This is a genomic window from Lentzea sp. NPDC092896 (assembly GCF_044754905.1).
Taxonomy (GTDB): Bacteria; Actinomycetota; Actinomycetes; order Mycobacteriales; family Pseudonocardiaceae; genus Lentzea.
In genome coordinates this window covers 129,030-149,411 of record NZ_JBIVPX010000008.1, presented here as the reverse complement: position 1 = coordinate 149,411, position 20,382 = coordinate 129,030, and the positions used below count along the sequence as shown (strand labels likewise).

Annotated in this window: 11 protein-coding genes; 7 read left to right on the top strand and 4 right to left on the bottom strand. The window is 65.8% G+C overall.

Annotated features, from left to right (window positions below; translation table 11 throughout):
* The first annotated feature begins 80 nt into the window (after positions 1-80).
* Genes ACIQF0_RS33340 through ACIQF0_RS33330 form a run of 3 tightly spaced genes read left to right on the top strand, consistent with a single transcriptional unit; the run spans position 81 to position 3,786 of the window.
* Positions 81-2,348 (top strand): LuxR C-terminal-related transcriptional regulator, encoded by a 2,268-nt coding sequence (locus tag ACIQF0_RS33340; protein ID WP_401036232.1) that lies wholly within the window; start codon positions 81-83, stop codon positions 2,346-2,348.
* Between the two features lie 32 nt (positions 2,349-2,380).
* The gene (locus tag ACIQF0_RS33335; RefSeq protein WP_401036229.1) at positions 2,381-3,304 is read left to right on the top strand and encodes a PolC-type DNA polymerase III; all 924 of its coding nucleotides are present in this window, start codon (positions 2,381-2,383) and stop codon (positions 3,302-3,304) included.
* On the top strand, positions 3,301-3,786 hold the full coding sequence (locus tag ACIQF0_RS33330; protein ID WP_401036227.1) for a hypothetical protein: 486 nt from the start codon (positions 3,301-3,303) through the stop codon (positions 3,784-3,786). Before ACIQF0_RS33335 ends, ACIQF0_RS33330 begins: the two co-directional genes overlap by 4 nt.
* Here ACIQF0_RS33330 and ACIQF0_RS33325 read toward each other — a convergent pair.
* The 4 genes from ACIQF0_RS33325 to ACIQF0_RS33310 all read right to left on the bottom strand — a co-directional run bounded on the left by ACIQF0_RS33325 (position 3,783) and on the right by ACIQF0_RS33310 (position 12,121).
* Positions 3,783-7,559, bottom strand: a complete 3,777-nt coding sequence (locus tag ACIQF0_RS33325) for an SbcC/MukB-like Walker B domain-containing protein (protein ID WP_401036225.1) — start codon at positions 7,557-7,559, stop codon at positions 3,783-3,785. The genes ACIQF0_RS33330 and ACIQF0_RS33325 overlap by 4 nt on opposite strands.
* Complete coding sequence (locus tag ACIQF0_RS33320; RefSeq protein WP_360048857.1) at positions 7,552-8,622, bottom strand: TIGR02678 family protein; 1,071 nt, start codon at positions 8,620-8,622, stop codon at positions 7,552-7,554. Before ACIQF0_RS33320 ends, ACIQF0_RS33325 begins: the two co-directional genes overlap by 8 nt.
* Complete coding sequence (locus ACIQF0_RS33315) at positions 8,619-10,022, bottom strand: TIGR02677 family protein (protein ID WP_401036221.1); 1,404 nt, start codon at positions 10,020-10,022, stop codon at positions 8,619-8,621. Before ACIQF0_RS33315 ends, ACIQF0_RS33320 begins: the two co-directional genes overlap by 4 nt.
* Before the next feature lie 233 nt (positions 10,023-10,255).
* Positions 10,256-12,121, bottom strand: a complete 1,866-nt coding sequence (locus ACIQF0_RS33310; RefSeq protein WP_401036218.1) for a hypothetical protein — start codon at positions 12,119-12,121, stop codon at positions 10,256-10,258.
* A gap of 338 nt (positions 12,122-12,459) precedes the next feature.
* Here ACIQF0_RS33310 and ACIQF0_RS33305 point away from each other — a divergent pair, with 338 nt between their 5' ends.
* The 4 genes from ACIQF0_RS33305 to ACIQF0_RS33290 are packed head-to-tail and all read left to right on the top strand — an operon-like array spanning position 12,460 to position 20,375.
* Positions 12,460-14,349: a hypothetical protein gene (locus tag ACIQF0_RS33305; protein ID WP_401036215.1), complete on the top strand. Its 1,890-nt coding sequence runs from the start codon at positions 12,460-12,462 to the stop codon at positions 14,347-14,349.
* A 14-nt stretch (positions 14,350-14,363) separates the two neighbouring features.
* Positions 14,364-15,989, top strand: a complete 1,626-nt coding sequence (locus tag ACIQF0_RS33300; protein WP_401036212.1) for a type I restriction-modification system subunit M — start codon at positions 14,364-14,366, stop codon at positions 15,987-15,989.
* A complete protein-coding gene (locus ACIQF0_RS33295; protein WP_401036209.1) occupies positions 15,982-17,157 on the top strand; it encodes a restriction endonuclease subunit S in 1,176 nt (391 codons plus the stop codon). The genes ACIQF0_RS33300 and ACIQF0_RS33295 overlap by 8 nt, the downstream gene beginning before the upstream one ends.
* The gene (locus tag ACIQF0_RS33290; RefSeq protein WP_401036789.1) at positions 17,157-20,375 is read left to right on the top strand and encodes a type I restriction endonuclease subunit R; all 3,219 of its coding nucleotides are present in this window, start codon (positions 17,157-17,159) and stop codon (positions 20,373-20,375) included. Before ACIQF0_RS33295 ends, ACIQF0_RS33290 begins: the two co-directional genes overlap by 1 nt.
* Positions 20,376-20,382: the final 7 nt, after the last annotated feature.

Genomic DNA, 20,382 nt, shown 5'->3' with positions numbered 1-20,382 from the left:
CGCTGGTCAGAGGCATGAGTAGGTGATCACCCATCTTGATGGCGGGGATCACCTAGCCTGACGGGGTGGGGTGGCCGTTCGTGGGGAGGGACGCCGAACTCGCCGCGGTCCGGCGCGCGCTGCGTGGTGCGGGGCTGATCGTGGCTGGTCCTGCCGGCGTGGGCAAGACACGGCTGTTGGACGAGGTCGGGTGTGACGTCCGGTTGCGTGCGACAGCGGCGATGTCGGAGATTCCACTGGGCGTGATGGCGCCCTTCTTGCCGTCGGCCGATCCCTCGCCGTTGGCGATGTTGACCGCCGCACGGACCGCGCTGCGCGATCGCGTCGTGGTGGTCGACGACGTTCATCTGCTCGATGACGCGTCGGCGGCACTGTTGCACCAGCTCGTGCATCACCGGGAAGCCGTCGTGGTGGCGACCCTGCGGTCGGGCGAACGCGCGCCGGATCCCGTGGTGGCGCTGTGGAAGGACGAGCTGCTGCCGCGCATCGAGCTCGAGCCGCTCGGACGCGCCGCGGTCGTCGAGGTGCTGGAGACAGTGCTCGGCGGCGTGCTGGACAGCGCTACCGCCGATCGGTTGTGGACGGCGTCAGCGGGAAACATGTTGCTGCTGCGAGAGATGCACTTCGCCGCGCAGTGGGTGTCGCACGGCGGTGTGTGGTCGTTGGACGGTCCACTGCCGTTGTCGCCACGGCTGGTGGAGCTGATCGAGGCGCATCTCGCCGAGGTACCCGCCGAGGAACGCCGGGTGCTGGAGCTGCTCGCGTTCGGCGAGCCGCTGGACCTGGCCGCGTCGGAAGCGTTGGACGGGCTCGTGACCGTGACCGATGACGGACTGAGGCTCGCGCATCCGTTGTACGGCGAGGTGTTGCGCGCGCAGTGCCCTCCGCTGCGCAAGCGCAACCATCAGCGGTACCTGGCTTCTGTGCTCGACGATCCGTTGCGAGTAGCTGTGTTGCGTCTGGACAGCGGTACGGCGGACGATCCCGAACTACTGCTGAGAGCTGCGAATCTTGCCAGCGCGACGGGTGGCGTTGTTCTGGCAGAACGACTCGCACGCGCCGCATGGTCCGTCGGTGGTGGCGTGGAGGCCGCACGGCAGTTGGCATACGTGCTGGTGTTCACGGATCGCGCGGAGGAGGCCGAGGAGATCTTCGCGCGAGTCGCGAGGGACGACGACCCGATCGAGGTCCGCACCATGCGTGCGATGAACCTGGGGTGGGGGCTCGGACGCACAGAAGAAGCCGCCGAGATGATCGTCATGCCGGCGGGCCGGGCCGCGCTCCTGTTCTTCGCCGGCAGGTACGACGAGGCTCGCGCACTGCTCTCGGACTCCGATCCCGGTGAGGCGGCGATCCTCGCGATGATCGACGTCGTGCAGGGCAGGTACACGGGGCCGTTCCCGGTCGTCCCACCGAACCCCGACGTGGGGCTGGGCGCCGAGATGAACGCGTTCTCCGAGGTGTTCGTGCACGCCTTGCACGGTGAACTGGTCCGTGCGGATCGTCTTGCCGTGCAAGCACATCGGGAGAAGGCCGAGTGGGATTCCATGCGGTCGAGCTGGGCTGTTTCGTGCGCAGGCCTGGCACGGGCGGGTGGCCGTTTGCTCGAAGCGCGGCGCCTGCTGCGAGAGGCGCGGCCCGTGCAGCCGTTCGTGCGGCTCTGCGAACTCGCCCACGTGGAGGCGTTGCTGGGCAACGACGCGCGTTCGCTGCTCGCTGAAGCGGAAGAGCTGGCGCCGCCGGGAGTGCGCCCGTACGGCATCGGGCTGTGGCAGGCGCGGATCTGGGCGGGCGGGACGTCGCCGTTCGAGGCGGCCGAGGACGCCAGGGCGCACACCGAGTTCGCCGCCGAGGCGGTGTTCCTGCACGAGGCAGTCCGGCTCGGCCACGCCTCCGACGCCCTGGAACGACTGCGCGAGCTCGCCGCCACGACGACCGGGCTGCTGGTCCCGGTGTACGCCGCACATGCGGAGGCGTTGGTGCGCAACGACTCCGCGGCGCTGGAAGAGGTGGTCGCGCGGTTCGAGAAGGCCGGGTACCTGCTGTTCGCGGCAGAAGCGGCCGCTGAGTCGGGCAACCGGGCGTTGTTCGCGCGGCTGGTGAGGCACTGCGAGGGCGCGCGGACGCCCGCGTTGGCGAGGATGACGCTGACACAGCTCACCCGCCGTGAGCGCGAAGTGGCCGTGCTGGCCGCACGAGGACTGACGAACAAGGAGATCGCCGAGTCATTGGTGATCTCCGTGCGGACCGTCGACAACCACCTGTCCAACGCCTATGCGAAGCTCGGCATCGCGACCCGCGGTGAGCTCGCGTTGGTCCTTACGGATGACCTCGGCGGACGGGGATAACGCTCGGCACGGGTCCGAACGACAGGTCCGGCATGAGCAACGGCTATGCGGTCGTCGACGTCGAGACCACCGGACTTTCACCTGGTCAGCACCACCGGGTGATAGAGGTCGCCGTCGTGCACCTCGACGCGTCCGGCCGCCGCGTGGACGAGTGGTGCACGCTGGTCAACCCGCGCCGCGACCTCGGTGCCCAGCACGTGCACGGCATCAGCGCCGCGGACGCCCGGCGCGCGCCCGACTTCGCCGGCATCGCCGCTGAGCTCGCCGCGAGGCTGTCGGGACGGGTGCTCGTCGCGCACAACCTGTCGTTCGACCTGCGGTTCCTGCGGGCCGAGTTCGCGAGGCTCGGCCACGAGCTCTTCGCGGAGGGCCTCTGCACGATGGACCTAGCCGGCCGGTATCTCGGTGCTTCGTCGCGGTCGCTCGCCGCGTGCTGCGAGGTGGCCGGAGTGCCGATGGGCATCGCGCACTCCGCGCTGCACGACGCGCGGGCGTCCGCGGGGCTGCTGGCGCGTTGCCTGGACCGCGTCGGGGACGTGGAGCCCGTGCGGCTGACGGTACCGCGCACCCTGAACGCGTTCGCCGTGCAACGCAGTCACCCGCACGGAGCCGAACAGCACTTCCTGGCGAAGCTCGTGCGGCTGCTGCCTCGCGTGGAGACCGCGTCGGGCGACGAGTACCTCGACGTGCTCGACCGGGCGTTGGTCGACCGGCACCTGGCCCTGGAGGAACAGGAAGAGCTGCTCGAAGTGGCTCGTGCGCTCGAACTCGGCCAGCCGCAGGTGAAGGAGCTGCACCGCGGCTATTTCGCCGCGCTCGCCGACGTAGCCGGGGAGGACGGCGGGGTGACCGCGGACGAGGAGGCGGACCTGCGGCTGGTCGCGTCGTTGCTCGGCGTGGACGTCGGCGACGCGTTGCGCGGGCCGGTGCGGCTCTCGCTGAGCGGGTCGGCATGAGCGCGATGGACCAGGTGGCCGCGCTCATCCAGGAACGCAACCGCATCGACGCCGAACTGTCGACGTGCATCGGGCGGCCCGCGTTGACCGGGCACCTCGGCGCGTGGATCGCCGCGCAGGTCTTCGGAATTAGCGATGGCAGGCTCGGCGACGGCCGGACCGTGGGCGTCCGGTGGTACACGAAGCGGGAAGGCCTGCTGGACATGAAGGAGAAGGGGCCGGACCTCTACCTCGTGCTGGCCGGGCCGAAAGCCGAGCCGGCCAGTTCCCGCGGTACGACCAGGCCGTTGGTCGTCGACGCGGTCTACCTGTTCGACGGCGCGGCCGTGGTGGCCGACCTTCAGTCACGTGGCCTCAAGATCGGCGTCGCGTCCAGCGTGCGCACGGAACTGTGGGAGGCCGCGGAGATCTACCCGCGGCGCAACCCGTCGTTCCCGCTCACTTCCGAACAACGCGAACTGCTCGCACTGCTCGGTAGTTAGTCATCGGCCGTGAGGCTGTGCCCGTCCCAGGTGAAGCGCACGGTCGTCACGGCGTCGTCCCCGTCCGTGCCGGTCGTGAGCTGGTGGATCGCGATGCCGGTCAGCTCCCGGTAGTCGCACCACTCGTGGTCCGACGTGAGCACCAGGTCGAGGTCGAAGTTGACCAGCAGTTCCAGCAGCTGGCCGCGGTTGGTCGCGTCGACGCCGACGAAGACCTCGTCCAGCAGGATCAGGCGGGGTGCGGTCGGCGTGGCGTGGTAGTGCGCGGCCGCCGCGGCGAACAGCGGGAGGTGCAGCACGATGGCCTTCTCGCCGCCTGACAACGCGCCGTGCACCCGTTTGGTGACCGGGACCCAGCCTTCGCCCCTGTCCACCTTCACGACGAACTGGTGCCATGTCGTGTAGTCGAGCACCTGGGCGAGTTGTTGTTCCCAACCCGTTGCGGAGTCGTGCGCGCGGGCCTCTTCCACGCGCTCGCGGAAGAACTGGTGCAGCAACTCGCGTTCGGCGTCGTTCAGGTCCGATCGCAGCAGGAGGTCGCGGGCCTCTCGGGTGCCCGGCGGTAGCTGGGGATCGACCTGCCAGTCGAGCTGCACGCGGATGCCGGACGCGGTTTGGACGCGTTCCAAGCGCTGGTTCATGATGCCGACCAGCTCGGACGCGCCCTGGATGCGCTGGGCGATGTGCCTGCGCGTGTCGCCGGTGAGGGTCTGGTCGAAGAGGTCGCGTTCGACGTCCGTGATGTGCGTGCGCACGCGGTCGCGTTCGGCCTGCAACGTCTGAAGCAGGGCGTGCGCACCCATGCGCGCGCCGTCCAGCGTTGCGGTCAGCACCGTCACGTCGTCGTCGGGGTCGAGCGACAGGTCGATGCGGCCGGCGAGTTGTTGCCTGGCCTGGTGCACGGCGAGGCCGAGGCGGGACTCGAAGTCGCGGATCAGGCGCGGATCCACCACGTCCTCGGGCACCTCACCGGCGTCCGCGGGCAGGTGTCCGCTGGTCAGGTGCCGGTAGCGGGCCTCGGCCGCGTCATGCGCGACGGCGGCCTCCGCGGCACGTGAGGTGTCGAGCTTGCGCTTTTCCTCCAACGTGCCGAGTGTGCGCGCCAGGCCGGTCTGCTTGTCCTGCAGCATTTCGCGTTCCTCGGTCAACGCGAGTGCCTTGGTGCGCAACGAGATGAGCTGCTGGTCGAGGGCGTGGAACTCGGAGTCCGCGGACCGTTCGACGGTCTCCAGCGTGATGGCGAGGTCGGCGGCTTCCTGGTGCCGGGCGGCCGACGTCTCCTCGGCCTCGTCGGCCAGCGTGCTGCTGAGCGAGGCACGGTTGCCGGCGTCGATCGACAGCGCCTCCGCGGCGAAGGCGTCGTGACGGTCGTCGAGCCAGCGATGGCCCGTGGTGCCGAACGCGGACAGCGCCTCCACGTCAGGGACCTCGGTGCTCAGGCTGTACCGCGCGACGGCGGCCTCCGCGTCGGCGACCCGCCTGGTCGCGGCCGCGACGGCGTCCTTCCTGGCCGCGCACCGCAACTGGGCCTTCGTGCGCTGGTCCTCGGCGATCTCGATCGGGTCGGCCGAGGGTTGCCTGGCCAGTTCGCCCGCCAGAGTCGCCCGGCGCACCGCGATCTGGTTCAGCGCGGCGTCCACACCGGACAGATCGGTGGCGAGCTGCTCGATCAGCCCGGTGAGCTCGGCGATGCGGCCCGCGCGGGCGCGTTTGCGCGCGTCCGCGCCGATGTAGGTGGGGAAGGGCTTGGACCAGCGGCCGTGCGCGTTGGCCAGGCGCCACGTCCCGTCCGCGCCGATCGCGATGGCGTGGCCGGTGGCCGTCTCGCCGAACGCGATGCCTTCGAGGAACCGGTGACAGCGCTCGTCGTCGGTGACGAGCACCTCCAGCAGCGTGTAGCCGGGAGCGGGAGGCGCCAGCGTCGGTTCCACGAAACGGTCCTGGTCGGGGAGGAGACCGAACGAGTTGTCCGCCGCGAGCCACGCGTCGAGCAGGCCGGAGGCCTCCAGCGCCGCCTCGACCGCGGCGCACACGGCCGCCGGCGTGCCAGGACGGAAGTCGACCAGACGCCACAACGGAGCGCCCGCAGCGGAAAGGCGGTAATCGCCGGCGCGCGTGTACGGCGCGGGTGGCGGCACGTCGACCTGATTGGCGAGCTTCTCGCGGATGGAGTTGTACTGCGAAAGCTGGCTGTTCAACGCCGTGCGCGTCTCGTCCAGGCGCGCCTCGATGCGGCTGAACTCCTCGCGGGCGAGAGCGGCGGCCTCGACGATCTCGCTGTGGTCGGACACGTTCAGCTCAGAGCAGCCGTGCGCCCACGTCTCGAAGTCCGCTCCGAACTTCGCAAACGCTTGCTCGAACGCCTGCTGCGCCGCGATCTCCGCTTCCGTGGCGAGGTCGAGCTCGTCGCGGGTCTCCTCAAGCCGTTGGCGTGCGGCGTCCCGTGCGTCGACTGTTCGCCCATGCGCGGCGACGGCACGCATGATCGACGTGATCTCGGCGGAACGGGACTCGACGGCGGCGGTGAGCAGCTGCCGTCCCGCCCGCGCGTCCGCGCCCGACTCGATCTCCTCGAAGACCGACGGCATGCCGGCCCGTTCGGCGGCTTCCCGTGCCTGCACGGCGGAACGGCGCAGCTCATCGGCTCGTGCGGCCGCGTCGGACTTCGCCTGCGCGGCCTGTTCGTCCTCGGCAACGGCCCGTGCGCGCAGTTTCGCGGCGTGCCCGGCGGCCTCCGACGCGCGCAGGGTCGCGGCGGAAAGCTGTTGCCGCAACAGGTCGAGCTGCTTGCCCTCCTGGTAGGCGGGCAGGTCGGAGATGCCGGAGATCTCCGCGTCGACCGCACTCGCCTCGCGCCCCAGCGCGGCGAGCTGGTCGAACGCCTCGTCGGTCAGCGTGATCTGGCGCTGGTAGCGCCGTTCGCTCATCCGCGCGGCCCGCGTCAGGTCCTCGAGCTGCTGGGTCGTCGACTCCAGTGTCCTTGCGGCCACTCCAAGAACGCGCTGGGCGTAGACGCGCTGCACGTCCGCGAGTCGTTCGGTGGTGGCGATCTCCTCGTCGAGGCGTCGCAGCCCCTCGCGCCGCCGGTCGAGCCGTTCGAACCCCTCGGCGATCTCGGTCAGATCGGACTGATCCAGCGGCGGAAGTGCCTTGGACAGCAACGAGGACAGCACGCTCGGGTCGAGCCGCTCGGACAGCTTCGGCGTGCGCAGCTGCAACAGCGCGGTGATCAGCGAGTCGTACCGTTGCTCGGTCACACCGGGGAACAACGTCGTCCGCACCGTGTGGCGGTAATCAGCCGGTGAGGCGTGCACAACGCCGTGTTCGCCGATCGCCGCAACGAGGTCGGTCTTCGTCAACGGGCGCCCGGCCTCGTTCACCAGCGCCAGATCACCGACCCGCTGCGACGTCGTGAAGTACGTGGCGGTGACGTTCGACGTGTTCGTGGTGGCCTGAAGCCGCGCACCGCACGTGAACCACTGCTCGCCGTGCTGGAACTCCAGCCACACGTACCCGACGCGCGTGCTGCCCTGGTTGCCCTCGCCCATGAGGTTCCAGTGCATCGTGCGGTCCGCGCTGCCGAACGTCGACAGCCGGTGCGGACGCAGGTTCGCGTCGAACAGGTACGGCAGCAGCAGTTCGAGAGCCTTCGACTTGCCCGTGCCGTTGGGGCCTCTGAGCAGCAGTCTGCCCTGGTAGAACGAGAAGATCTCGTCGTAGTAGCGCCAGACGTTGATGATGCCGGCGCGGCTGGGTTGCCACCGGTCAGTCATTGGGCTCCTCGACCGCGTACCTGGCTGCGGCGGGCAGCCTGTGAACGGTGCCGTTCTTGGTGCGAGCGAGTCCGAACATCTCGAGCAGTTCGATCCCGTCCGCCGCGAGCCTGCCCGCGCCACCGTCCGACTGGTAGGCGTTGGCCCACGTGCGGAACTTCGTGAGCAACTCGCGTGTCTCCTCGACCAGTTCCTCGGTGGTCGCCGGACCTTGTGCCAACCGGTCGAGCAACAACAACGCGGCGACCTTCGCGTTGTTGTCGTCGTCCGGGAACCTCGTGTCCGTGGCGATCGCGTCGGCGTCCACCACGAGAAAACCCTCGGCGCGTTCCTCCAGCGTGCAACCGGCGAGCCCGATGCCCGTCTGGACGACCTTGCGCCCAGTCGGTGAGCCCAGGAACGCCAGCTGGCTCGCGGTCAGATCTTCCTTGTACACCACGGGATCGTCGATCAGCCTGCGCATCACGGAGTGCCGTTGCCACAGACTGCGGTGCGCGTTGTCGTAGCGGGTCTCCCTGGTGAGGTCCGCGATCGTGTCCACTGTGGAGGGTGGAACCGGCGCGGCCAGCAGGCGCGTGATGAGCGTCGGGTCCGCGCGGACCTGCTCGTCGGTCTCGACGGCGCCGTGTTCCTCGAGGAACGTCAGCACGTCGTTGAACGCGTTCCGGTCGCTGCGCCTGGCCGGGTCGAACTGGATGCCGTCGGTGGCCGCGTGTTTCGTGCGCGTCGTCAGCTCGTCAAGCGTCATCGTCGGCGTGGTCAGCAGTTCCGCGCACACGAGACACAGCAGGATGTACCGCCGCCGATCGAACGCCGGTCGCGTGCGGTCAGGCCGTTGCGTGGTCTTGAACAGGCGCGCGTATCCGGCGCGTGGCTCGACGTGCACCCGCCAGCCGCAGTAGTAGTCGAACCACTTCGTGACCGGTTCGCGGCGCCTTCTGATGAGGTCGAACCCGTCGTGGTCCAGTGTCGCCGTCAGCAACGGACGCGCGAGCAGCAGACGGACACCACGCGCCACCTCTTCGCTCTCCAGCCGTGCGAGCTGGTTTCCCGTGCGGCTCATCGGCTCTGCACGTCGATCACGTAGTCGGGCCCGCTCAGCGTGCCCTTCTGGGTGGTCATGGTCGCCCAGCCACGCGCGTTGCGCAGGTTGATCTGCATCCGCCCGTCACTCGTGCCGGCCGTGCGCGTGCCGGTGCTGTCCGGATCGCTGCCGAGCGCCCGCCCGACCAGGTCGATCAGCCGGTGGAACGTGTCGTGGTCGAGGTTGGTGAGCGTGGAGATCCGGACCGCGCCGTCGGTCTGGATCTGCGACCAGGCGTGTTCGAGCTCCTCGCGCTCCTTCTGCGCCCGTTCACGGCGGTTGCGGCGCACCTCGTCGACGTTGCGAACCTTGCCGGTGCTGCCGATGTGCTCCTGCTTGCCGGTCGCGCGCAGCTGCGGCGACACGGGCACCGGCGGCGTGTTGTGCCACGCCTCGCCGCTCGGCATCAGCTCACCGTCGGCGTGCGCGAGGTGCGCGTGCCGGGCCGGCCACAGTCCGAACGCGGCGTTGAACAGCTCGTGCGCCTCGTCCTCGGTCTCGGTCCTCGCGAACCACAGCGCCAGTGCCCGGAAGTCGGCCGCGGTGTTCGTCGGCTTGCGCTGCTCACTGATCCGGTCGAGCACCCGCAGCAACTGCACGATCGCCTTGCGCGACACGTCCTGCAACTCGTCGACGCGCGGCGGGTTGTCGTGAAACCAGCTCTTGAGGTTGCTCCAACGCTCTTTGCGCTGCTGAAGCCACAACTCGTCACTCTGGTGGAGCCCGGCGCCGTTGCGCGCGCGTTCGTGCAACTCGGCCGCGTCGATGCTCGCGATGGCCTCGCGGATCTTCTGCTTGCGCGCGTCCAGGTCCGCGATGAAGTCGCGCAGGTAGGTGATCGTCGTGCGCTTGACGTCCTGGAACGTGGCGAGGTCGGTCTGCTCGTCCCGCAGGAGTCGTTGCAGGTCGGCGTTGAACCGCGTCGTGCCGGTCTCGAAGGCCTCGAGGTGCCCTTCGAGCTGGGTGAGCGCGGTGAAACTGCCGCGGTCGTCCAGCGGCTTCTGCAGCTCGTCGAGGTGGGCCGCGATGGCGTCGAGGACGGCGGTCTGCAGCGAACCGTTGCTCGTGAGGGTGTCGAGCGCCTGTTGGAGGCCGGCACACGCGGCCTCGCCGAGCCTGGTGAGCCCGTAGCGCTGCTGCGTCGCGTCGAGCAGGCCCCAGCCACGCAGAGCGGTGAGGGACGCCTGGAGGTCGTCGTCCGTCACCTGCTCGGACCAGCCGACGTGTCGCAGTCGTTGCTGCACGTCATCGGCTGTGAGGACGGTCTGCAGGCGCTCGTTCGCCACTCCGAACACGCGCATCACTGCAGTGTGCAGCTCCGCGTGGGCGGTCGTGGTGAAGCGGAACAGGTCCGCGGGCACCCGTGGAAACGTCGTCACCTGTGCCACCGTAGCTGGCGTTGTAGGGCTTTCGGGTGACAGGGCGGACGCCTGTCAGACTGACAACTGGCCGCAGCCGGTCCTTGCTGGGCGCCTGCGGCAATCGCAGACGCCCTCGGAACCGATGGTCTGGGCGTAGTCGGCGACACCTGGGCCACTTCGATGATCGAACGGTGGGTGTGCCGACCGTGACCCAGCACAGATCACTGCATTCTTGTGCTCGTGATCTTGGATCAGGCGGAGCCGATGACGATGAGGTCGTCGTGCAACCCCGTGACGGTCCGACGAGTGCTGTGAAGAATGTTGTCCAACAACATCATGCTGCGGGCGTTTCGATCAAGTTCTCCCCGCAGAGCTGCAGCACGAGCGTCGTCATGCACTTGCTGGCGCAAGTGTGGCTGCACGATCACAACCTGTGTCCTGTCCGATGCCGTTCGCATGCCGAGCCGGGCGATGAACTCTGAGCGGTCACCGATGCGCTTGCCAGCGTGCCAACAAGCTGGGCGGCTGATGCTAGGCAGACTCAACCGTGCGATCAACGAGTCCGTGTCCAATGACCTGATGTTCTTCACGGCTTGAGCGACTACTTCCTGGTATGCCACGACAGCGATGCGCCTGTTCAAGGAACTGTTCTGCGCGGCCTTGACGTGGATCGCGGTGAGAGTCCCGTCGTCGGCGAGGTGCAGGAAGTCAGCGACCTCGCCCGCGCCGTCGTCGCAGATCAGCCAGTCGTGGCCGAAGTTCCGGACGATCCAGCCGAACAACGAATCGTCGCCAGTCTCCGCAGTTGCGTCGTGGATGGCCTGATCGCCGTCCGCATTCGGCTTCTCCCTGGTGATGTCAACGCCGCTGAAGTCGACGAAGGTCAGGTTGCGGAAGGGCGTGCTCGAGGGGTTCTGCCGACAGATCCGTTGCCCGTTGAACGCGTGCCCGGACTCGTAGTACACGTTGAGAAGATCACCGTTACCGATCGCACGGCGGATCCGTCGGGTGATCACCTCGTCGGTCGGCGAACCCTCAACACTGACGTTGAGCATGTAGCCGTCGCGCATGCCCACAGGAATTACCTTCAGCTGTCCCGCGACTACGCCATCGAGGCCCACACTCAGAAGAAGGCCCGGCGAGCTCAGGTCTCCGTGCACGTCGAGGATCGCACCGTGCAGCAGCTCGGCGCGGTCCGCCTGAGTTTCGTCGAAGTCTGGTTCACCACGCATCTCGTCAAGGTCCGTCACCCTGATGTCGAACGCGCCGAACACGCTGCCGAGATCGTTTTCCGGTACTGCCAACCCAGGGAAGGGGTTGCGCAGAGGAGCCTCGCTGGCCAGCGTCTTGTCGAGAAGCACAAGGGCTTCCGAGGTGGCGGCAAGGAACATGCCGAACGATGACATCGCCTTGAACGAGAGGTGTGAGCGCTCCGGTGCGACGCACAGGTCGCCACGCAGCATCGCGGACGCCTCCTCTGGATCGAGGTTGATCTTCATCGCGCTCATCGCGAACGTGGAGTCGTCGTGTGCGTCGATGGCGTGCTGGAGCTGCAAGCCGTTGAGCGTCTTGCTGTCTGGCTTGGTCACCCGACGGCGATGTACCCCTCGGAGCCACAACGTCTTGCCATCTCCGTCGAACGTGGAGGACATGACGCCTGCGGGTACGGGTCGGTAAGGACTGGTGGCGTCCCTCGCCCACTTCAGCAATGCACGAGTGTTCTCCGTGGACACCGCGATGAGAGGTCCCCTGCGAAGGGCGGCTGTCAGATCGTTAGTGACGTCGACAACCGGAGTGTCCTTGGCTGCCCACGGTGCCCGGTGCCGACGTTCACGCGTCACCCCGTAGAAGCCATCGAAGCCGAAGGCTCGTAGCAGGTCGGCCTCTTTGTTTTCCTCCGCGCGGAAGTCCTCGATCGCGAGTTCCCCCGTCGTGTGCACAGCGATGGCGAGGCCCGGCTTCTCCGAGAGCTTCCGCAGGAAGGCCTGCAAGATTGAAAACGCCTTGTCCAGGTCCTTGCCAGTGCACTCCAGGACGGTGACCGACAGGTATGGCTTCAGATCAGCCAGGCGCAGAGCCTTCACGGCGTCATTGCGTTCTGCTCCTGAGACCGACATCAAACATCCCCCCGGCGCAGCTTGGCGTTCACGTCATGCTTGGTCGCCAACGCCGGCCTGCACCTCTTGCGGCTGCGGGAACAGGCTTCGGTGACCACGGGACGCGATGCATCGCGGTCGAAGTGATCCGAGGGGTAGGTGTGTTCGTCCATGTCTTCTTCTCCTGGGTTGGCGACCGCCAACGACTGGCAGCGCCTTGCCCAAGGCTGACCGCATCCGTGCGTCTTCGAGAAGCAAGAACTACGATAAGGGGGCTTATCACTTTTTCTCCTAAGAAAACATGAGGGGCCTACGTAGGCTGCACATGACCGGTAGACGCCACGAGGGGGGAGCACGTCGTGACAAGGGCCGTGCCGACGCTCACACTGCAAGATGTCGCTGACCTAGCCCGCGTCCGTCGGCCTGTCGTCAGCACGTGGCGCAACCGTCCGCGTGTTCGGGGCAAGAATCTGCCGTTTCCTGAGCCGGTCGATGTCTCCGGCGGAATTGAGAGGTTCTCTCGCAACGACGTTGTCATCTGGCTTGAGCGGACCCGTCGAGGCAGAAACGCCGAAGCGCACCTCGACGCACCGGCGTTGAGCGTGCCGGACGATGTTCCACTGGACGAACTGGTCACCTGGCTGTGTCTGGCGGTGATGACGGGAGAAGAGCTTGCCGAGACAAGCGCGGAGCAGCGGGTCTGTATAGCGCGCGCCGTCGACACTGACGACCAGCTGCTTCTCCGGGAGGTCGTGGCCAGCACGCCGGCAACCGACACGCTGCAGTTCGTCGACGACTTGATCGAGGCGTCGTATGGCGGGAGCGAGGCGCTTGACCGTCTGGAACAGGGACGGGCGGCGCGAACAGCTGCCACTCGCGGCCTCACTCCCGAAGCGGTGCACCTCGTCCAGGCGGTTGCTGATGCATGCTCGCTTCACATTGACCCCGAGGGCGTTCCGCTAGTTCACGTCGGTGGCGCCTCGGCCACCACGCTGGCTCTTGCCGGGACATTTGCTCACGTCGTCGTGCCTGGCGACGGCGCGGAACAGCGTGACATTAGGCGAAAGGCGACGATCCGCAGCATCGACACGACGACTCAAGTCACCAGCGGAGGCGTCCGGTGGTTGTCCGTTGTCGGCGGCGAGATTGACGAGAACCTCAAGCGGATCGACGACCTGGTACTCGAGCTTGGTCGACACGACCTAGCTGTTCTGCTCGGACCAGCCAGCCTATTGTGTGACGAGCTAAACGGAGAGCACGAGCTGAACCGTGCACACACGCTGCGTTCAAACAGCCTGGCTGCCGCTTTACGTCTTCCGCGAGGAATGTGGCGCGAAGCCCACAGACAGGCACTGGGTCTGTGGGTGTGCACGGGGGAAGTCACCATCGAACGGCCATTGGTGGCTGATCTCGGGGCATTCACTAGTGGTGAGCTGGCCTTGGATGATCTCGCAGCTGACGTCACGGGGGCGCTGGAGGCTGCCGAGGGCCGCGCCTTCCGCTACCTGCGCCCACATCACCTCCCCTTGATCCTCAGTTCCCGTGCCCCGGTCGTGCCGCGAGGTGTCCGTGCGGTGCAGATCGCCACGACGGAGATCGAGCGACAGGTGTCTGTGATCAACTCCGCGACCCTCGTGACGAGCGAGCCGATCCCGACGTTCGACGTGCTGGCGGAGGCCGCGCAGGGTTCGATGGTGGTGCGTCGGCGGTCCCTGGCGGAGCTGAAGGAACTGGGACATTTGCAGATGTTGCGCGGCAGCAGGATCAACCCTGGCCACGCAGATCCTGTCGGATCCGTCGCAGTTCTGTCCGCGGCGGATGCAGGTGACCCGCTACGGCTCGATCCCTTCGACGCGATGCGGTGGTATCCCCGGGCAGTGCGTACCGATCCGGGGGATGTCATCTTCGCGGAGCGACCTCGCCCGCTCGCGAGGGTCGACGTCCACGGCGGATCGCTCGTCGCATCTCCGTCGAGAATTCTCCGGGTCAGCTCGCGTGCCGGGATTGGCCCACACGCCGTTGCTGCGATCATCAACCGCCTCCCGGACGAGGTGACGGAATGGCAGACCTGGAGCGTTCCCGTTCTCAACTCCAGCGAGGCAAAACGACTCGAGAACGCGGTCACCGCGGCGCGGGAGCACGAGGCGAACCTGCGAAGGCACCTATCCGCAACACAGGATCTGATCACGGCCATGATCGCCGGAGTTGCCGCTGGCGCGGTGACCCTCACGACTCAGATAGAGCAATAGGAAGGACTGGCAGCATGCCACCCCGCAAGAGGCAGGAGCCGTCGGCACCGTCGACGATGAAGGAGCTGAAGGACACCCTGTGGAAAGCCGCCGACCGGCTCCGCGGCTCGCTGTCCGCGAACCAGTACAAGGACGTCATCCTCGGGCTGGTGTTTCTAAAGTACGTTTCTGACGCATACGACGAGCGCCGCGAGACCATCCGCACCGAACTGATGGCGGAGGATTACGACGAAGAACAGGTCGAGGACCTGATCGACGACCCCGAGGAGTACCAGGGGTATGGGGTGTTTGTCGTTCCGCCCAACGCCCAGTGGGCCTACCTCGCCGAGTATGCGAAGGGTAAGCCAGCCGAGGGCAGTGAACCCGCCAAACCCCCCGGTCAGCTCATTGATGAGGCGATGGATGCGGTCATGCAGACCAATCCGGCGCTTCAAGGCACGCTTCCGCGCCTTTACAACAAGGACAACATCGACCAGCGCCGCCTCGGTGAGCTGATCGACCTGTTCAACAGCGCCCGCTTCAGTCGCCAGGGCGAGCACCGCGCCCGTGACCTCATGGGCGAGGTTTACGAGTACTTTCTCGGCAACTTCGCTCGTTCGGAAGGCAAGCGGGGAGGTGAGTTCTTTACGCCGCCGAGTGTGGTCCGCGTGATCGTCGAGGTGCTGGAACCCTCGCGAGGGCGAGTCTACGACCCGTGCTGTGGCTCGGGCGGCATGTTCGTGCAGACAGAGAAGTTCATTTACGAACACAAGGGTGACCCGAAGGACATCGCCATCTATGGCCAGGAAAGTCTGGAGGAGACCTGGCGGATGGCGAAGATGAACCTCGCCATTCACGGCATCGACAACAAGGGCCTTGGGGCGCGGTGGGGCGACACTTTTGCCCGCGACCAGCACGCGGACGTCCAGATGGACTACGTGATGGCGAACCCGCCGTTCAACATCAAGCACTGGTCTCGCAACACCGAGGATCCTCGGTGGAAGTTCGGCGTCCCTCCTGTAACCAACGCCAACTACGCCTGGATTCAGCACATCTTGTACAAGCTCGCCCCCGGCGGCAGTGCTGGTGTGGTGATGGCCAACGGTTCGATGTCCTCGAATTCCAACGGCGAAGGGGCGATCCGCGCTCAGATCGTCGAGGCCGACCTCATCTCGTGCATGGTGGCGTTGCCCACACAGTTGTTCCGCAGTACCGGGATTCCTGTCTGCGTCTGGTTCTTCGCGAAGGACAAGCGTGTCGGCAAGGGTGGGGCGGTGGACAGGTCGGGCGAGGTGCTGTTCATCGATGCCCGAGAACTTGGCTACATGGTCGATCGCGCCGAACGCGCACTGTCCGATGAAGACATGGCCAAGATCGCTGACACTTATCACGCCTGGCGTGGCACCCGATCCGCCGCGCAGAAGCACTTGGCCTACGAGGACGTTCCGGGATTCTGTAAGTCGGTGGGCCTGCCCGATATCAAGGCTGCCGACTACGCACTTACCCCCGGTCGTTACGTCGGCGCCGCAGAGATCGAGGATGATGGTGAACCCGTCGAAGACAAGATCCAGCGGCTGTCGAAGGAACTTTTGAGCGCGTTCGACGAATCAGTGCGCCTGGAGAAGATTGTTCGCGAGCAATTGGGGCGGTTTGATGTCTGACCGCGTTCTTAAACTCGCTGAGCTTGTGAGTGCCGGCATGCTCGAGATCGGCGCTGGGAGGCCGCGATCTGTCGGACTGGATCGATTCCCACTTCCGATTCTGAGGGTTGCGGATGTTATGGAAGGGCGAATTCAGCAGCTGGATCAGGTTGATGCCCCGATGATCCGTTCGGATGAAATGGGGTCCAAGACCTCAAGGCCGGGCGATGTAGTGCTTACTGCTAAGGGGACCGTCGGGCGAGTGGCTATAATGCCTTCCGTGGGGCCTGTATATGCTTACAGTCCGCAATTGTGTTACTTTCGGGCGGCTGTTGATGGTCTGTTGAATTCTCGGTATCTGTACTACTGGTTCAAGAGCGAAGAGTTTTGGGGCCAGGCTGATGCTCTCAAGGGGCAGACTGATATGGCGGACTTTCTAAGTCTGTCGGATGTTGGTTCGCTCAAGATGCGGATTCCGCCCCTCGAGGAGCAGGAAGCTGCAATTAATGTTCTCGGCTCAATCGATGACAAGATTGCTGTCAATCAACGGATTATTGACCTATCGGAAAAGTTGGCGGAAGTATCTTTGTCTGCCGCCTTTGATGGTCGGTTCGCCTCTCTTTCGTCTCAGGCTTTTGTGACGATGGGCTCATCTCCTCCGGGAGCGAGTTATAACAAAAGGGCTGTGGGGACCCCATTTTATCAAGGTGTTCGAGACTTTGGTGCGCGCTTCCCTGCGAAGCGAGTTTGGACAACGGCGCCCGTGCGGATGGCTGGCGTCAGAGACACTCTTGTTAGCGTTCGTGCGCCTGTCGGGAGAACCAATATCGCGAACGAAGAAATGTGTATCGGGCGAGGTGTTGCAAGCTTGCGTTCGCGTTCAGGTTGTCCGATGACGTTGTTTCATCAGGTACGAGCTGCGCGCGACGCGTGGGCACCGTTCGAGGCGGAAGGCACGGTTTTCGGCGCGGTCAACAAGAGTCAGCTCGAAGCCGTCCTCGTGCCTATGGTCCGCGCGGAGATAGTCGAAGAACTGGAGCGGAAGCTTGCGGTGATAGAGAACCGGATAGCGGCAGCGCTGTCCGAGAACGAAATCCTGGCGAAGACACGGAATGAATTGCTGCCGCTGCTTATGTCGGGCAAAGTCCGTGTGCGGGAAGCCGAGGAAATTGTGGAGGGGGTTGTGTGATGGTGGGGCAGCCGGGGTTCAGTGAGGCGGACTGGGAGAACGTCGCGCTGGAGACGCTCGCCGAACAGGAATGGCGGCCACTGCCAGGGACGGCTATCGCGCCAGGCACCGAGAACGGCCGGACGTCGTGGGACGACATCGTCCTTCCAGGACGGGCGCTGGCCAAGATGCGGGAGCTGAACCCGCAGGTGCCGCTGGAGTACCTGGAGCAGGCGCTGGCGGAGATCATCCAGCCGACCTCGCAGGACGCGATCGCCGAGAACTACCGGCTGCACCAGATCTGTGTTCACGGCTACCGTGGCATCAGTTACATCGACGCGGACGGCGTCGAGCAGAACCCCACGATCCGGCTCGTCAGCCACCTGGTTGACGGCAACGAGCTCCTTGCCGTCAACCAGGTCACCGTCCGCACGGCCGAGGTCGACCGGCGCTTCGACGTCGTGCTCTATCTCAACGGCATGCCGGTCGCGATCGTCGAGCTGAAACGGGCGGGCGCTGCCAAGGCCGATCTGGCCGCCGCGCACGCCCAGTTGGCCACCTATCTGCGCGAGTTCCCGATGGCGTTCCGGTTCGCGGTGGTGACCGTGATCAGCGACGGCATCACGGCTCGATACGGCACGTCGTTCACGCCGCTGAACCACTATTCGCCCTGGAACACCGATGATGATGGCAAGCCGGTCAAACTCGGCGAGCCGATGGACGAAGGTCACCTCGGGACCGAGCTTGAGTTCCTCGTCGAGGGTGTGTTCAACCCCGAGCGTTTCCTTCAGCTGCAACGGAACTTCACCGCGTTCGACGAGGGTGCCGACGGATACTCGAAGCGGATCGCCAAGCCACACCAGTACTTCGCCGTCACCAAAGCGGTCGGTTCCACAGTCGCCGCGGTGGAGAGCAACGGCAAGGCCGGAGTCGTCTGGCACACCCAGGGCTCCGGCAAGTCGATGGAGATGGAGCTCTACGCCCACCTCGTGGGCACACAGCCCAAACTCAAGAACCCGACCATCATCGTGGTGACCGACCGCAAGGAACTCGACGGGCAGCTGCACGACACCTTCAAGCAGTCGCTCCTGCTGAGCGAGTCACCGATCAAGGTGACAACTCGTGCGCAACTGCGCACCGAGCTGGCTGACCGCACGACGGGTGGTATCTACTTCACGACGCTGCAGAAGTTCGGTCTCAGCAAGACAGAGAAAGACGCCGGGCTGGACCATCCGCTGTTGTCGGACCGCCGCAACATCATCGTCATCGCCGATGAGGCGCACCGCAGCCACTACGACGACCTCGACGGTTACGCCCGCCATCTCAAGGACGCCCTGCCCAACGCCGCGTTGATCGCGTTCACTGGGACGCCGATCTCCTTCGATGACCGCAACACTCGCGACGTCTTCGGTGACTACATCGACATCTACGACCTGACGCGCGCGGTCGAGGACGGCGCCACCGTCCCGGTCTACTTCGAGCCTCGCCTGGTCAAGGTCGGGTTGGCCAAGGACGTCCGTGAGGAGGATCTCGACCGGGCGGCGGACGAGGCCACTGCGGGGCTCGACGAGGTCGAGCGTGCCCAGATCGAGAAGTCGGTTGCTGTGATTAATGCTGTTTATGGGGCTCCTCCACGTTTGAAGGCTCTGGCAGCTGACATCGTCCAACACTGGGAGACGCGGTCTGAGCAGATGCGCAAGTTCGTTGGCTCGCCCGGTAAAGCGTTCGTCGTCGGTGCGACCCGAAGGATTTGCGCTGACCTGTTTGACGAGATCGTCAAGCTCAGGCCGGACTGGGACCACGACTCCGTCGACAGAGGCGTTATCAAGGTCGTCTACTCCGGCTCGGCACAGGACAAGGTGCCTGTGGCGAAGCACGTTCGCCGCGAAGGACAGAACAAGGCTATCCAGAAGCGGCTCCGCAACGCCGACGACGAACTGCAGATCGTCATCGTCAAGGACATGATGCTCACAGGCTTCGACGCGCCACCCTTGCACACGCTCTACCTCGACCGGCCGCTCAAGGGCGCGTTGCTGATGCAGACCCTTGCCAGGGTCAACCGCACGTTCCGCGGCAAGCCGGACGGGCTGCTCGTTGCCTACGCGCCGCTGGCGGACAACCTCAACAAGGCGCTTGCCGAATATACCGAAACCGACCAGGCCAAGAAGCCGGTCGGCAAGAACATCGACGAGGCAATCGCTCTCACCACCACCCTGATCGCTTCTCTTGATCAGTTGTGCGTCGACTACCCGTGGCGCGCCCAGCTTGACCGAGACCGCAGGAGCTGGGCCAGGGCCGTTTACGGTCTGACCAACTACCTGCGTTCGCCGGCGACACCGGGCAACCAGGTGCAGGACGGCGATCCGACACTGGGTGACCGGTTCCGCAAGCTGGCCAACCAGCTGGCCCGGGCGTGGGCGCTCTGTGCGGGCGCCCTTAGCGAACTTCAGCCCACGGCGAGGTTCTATGAGGAAGTCCGCGTCTGGATGGGCAAGTTCGACGCCCAGGAACGTCAGGCAGAAGGCCGGCCTGTGCCGGAGGAGATCCAGCGGATGCTCTCGGCTTTGGTGGCGACTTCGACAGCGTCCGGCGAGATCATCGACATCTATGGCGCTGCTGGGCTCGCGAAGCCGTCGCTGTCCGACCTGAGCCCGGAGTTCCAGCTCAAGGCCCAGTCCGTGTCGAATCCCCATCTGGCGATCGAGGCGCTGCGCGCACTCCTGCTCGAAGAGTCGGACCACGTAACGCGGAACAACCTCGTGCGTCAGCGCGCGTTCTCCGAGCGGCTCATCGAACTGATGCGTAAGTACACCAACCAGCAGCTGACCTCGGCCGAGGTGATCGCCGAACTCATCGAACTCGCCAAGGAAGTGGCCGTCGAAGGGAATCGCGGTCAGCGTTTCACTCCGCCGCTCTCCTACGACGAGCTGGCTTTCTACGACGCTGTTAGTTCCAACGAATCCGCTGTTCAGGTGCACGGCGACGATGTGCTTGCCCAGGTCGCGCGCGAACTGGTGGCGGTCATGCGGCGTGATGTCAAGACCGACTGGACGGTGCGTGACGACGTCCGGGCCAAGCTCCGGTCGTCCATCAAGAGACTGCTCGTCAAGTACAAGTACCCGCCGGACAAGCAGCCCGAGGCCATAAAACTGGTGATCGAGCAGATGGAAGCGATGGCCCCTCGCTATGCCTCGAACGGCACCGGAGTACAGATCACCGCACCCTTTGTTTGTGAGTGAGTCCCAT

Bases quoted from the DNA above. Each gene is read 5' to 3' on its own strand.
- ACIQF0_RS33335 (WP_401036229.1), top strand. From the start codon at position 2,381: ATGAGCAACGGCTATGCGGTCGTCGACGTCGAGACCACCGGACTTTCA.
- ACIQF0_RS33330 (WP_401036227.1), top strand. From the start codon at position 3,301: ATGAGCGCGATGGACCAGGTGGCCGCGCTCATCCAGGAACGCAACCGC.
- ACIQF0_RS33325 (WP_401036225.1), bottom strand. From the start codon at position 7,559: ATGACTGACCGGTGGCAACCCAGCCGCGCCGGCATCATCAACGTCTGG.
- ACIQF0_RS33320 (WP_360048857.1), bottom strand. From the start codon at position 8,622: ATGAGCCGCACGGGAAACCAGCTCGCACGGCTGGAGAGCGAAGAGGTG.
- ACIQF0_RS33310 (WP_401036218.1), bottom strand. From the start codon at position 12,121: ATGTCGGTCTCAGGAGCAGAACGCAATGACGCCGTGAAGGCTCTGCGC.
- ACIQF0_RS33300 (WP_401036212.1), top strand. From the start codon at position 14,364: ATGCCACCCCGCAAGAGGCAGGAGCCGTCGGCACCGTCGACGATGAAG.
- ACIQF0_RS33295 (WP_401036209.1), top strand. From the start codon at position 15,982: ATGTCTGACCGCGTTCTTAAACTCGCTGAGCTTGTGAGTGCCGGCATG.
- ACIQF0_RS33290 (WP_401036789.1), top strand. From the start codon at position 17,157: ATGGTGGGGCAGCCGGGGTTCAGTGAGGCGGACTGGGAGAACGTCGCG.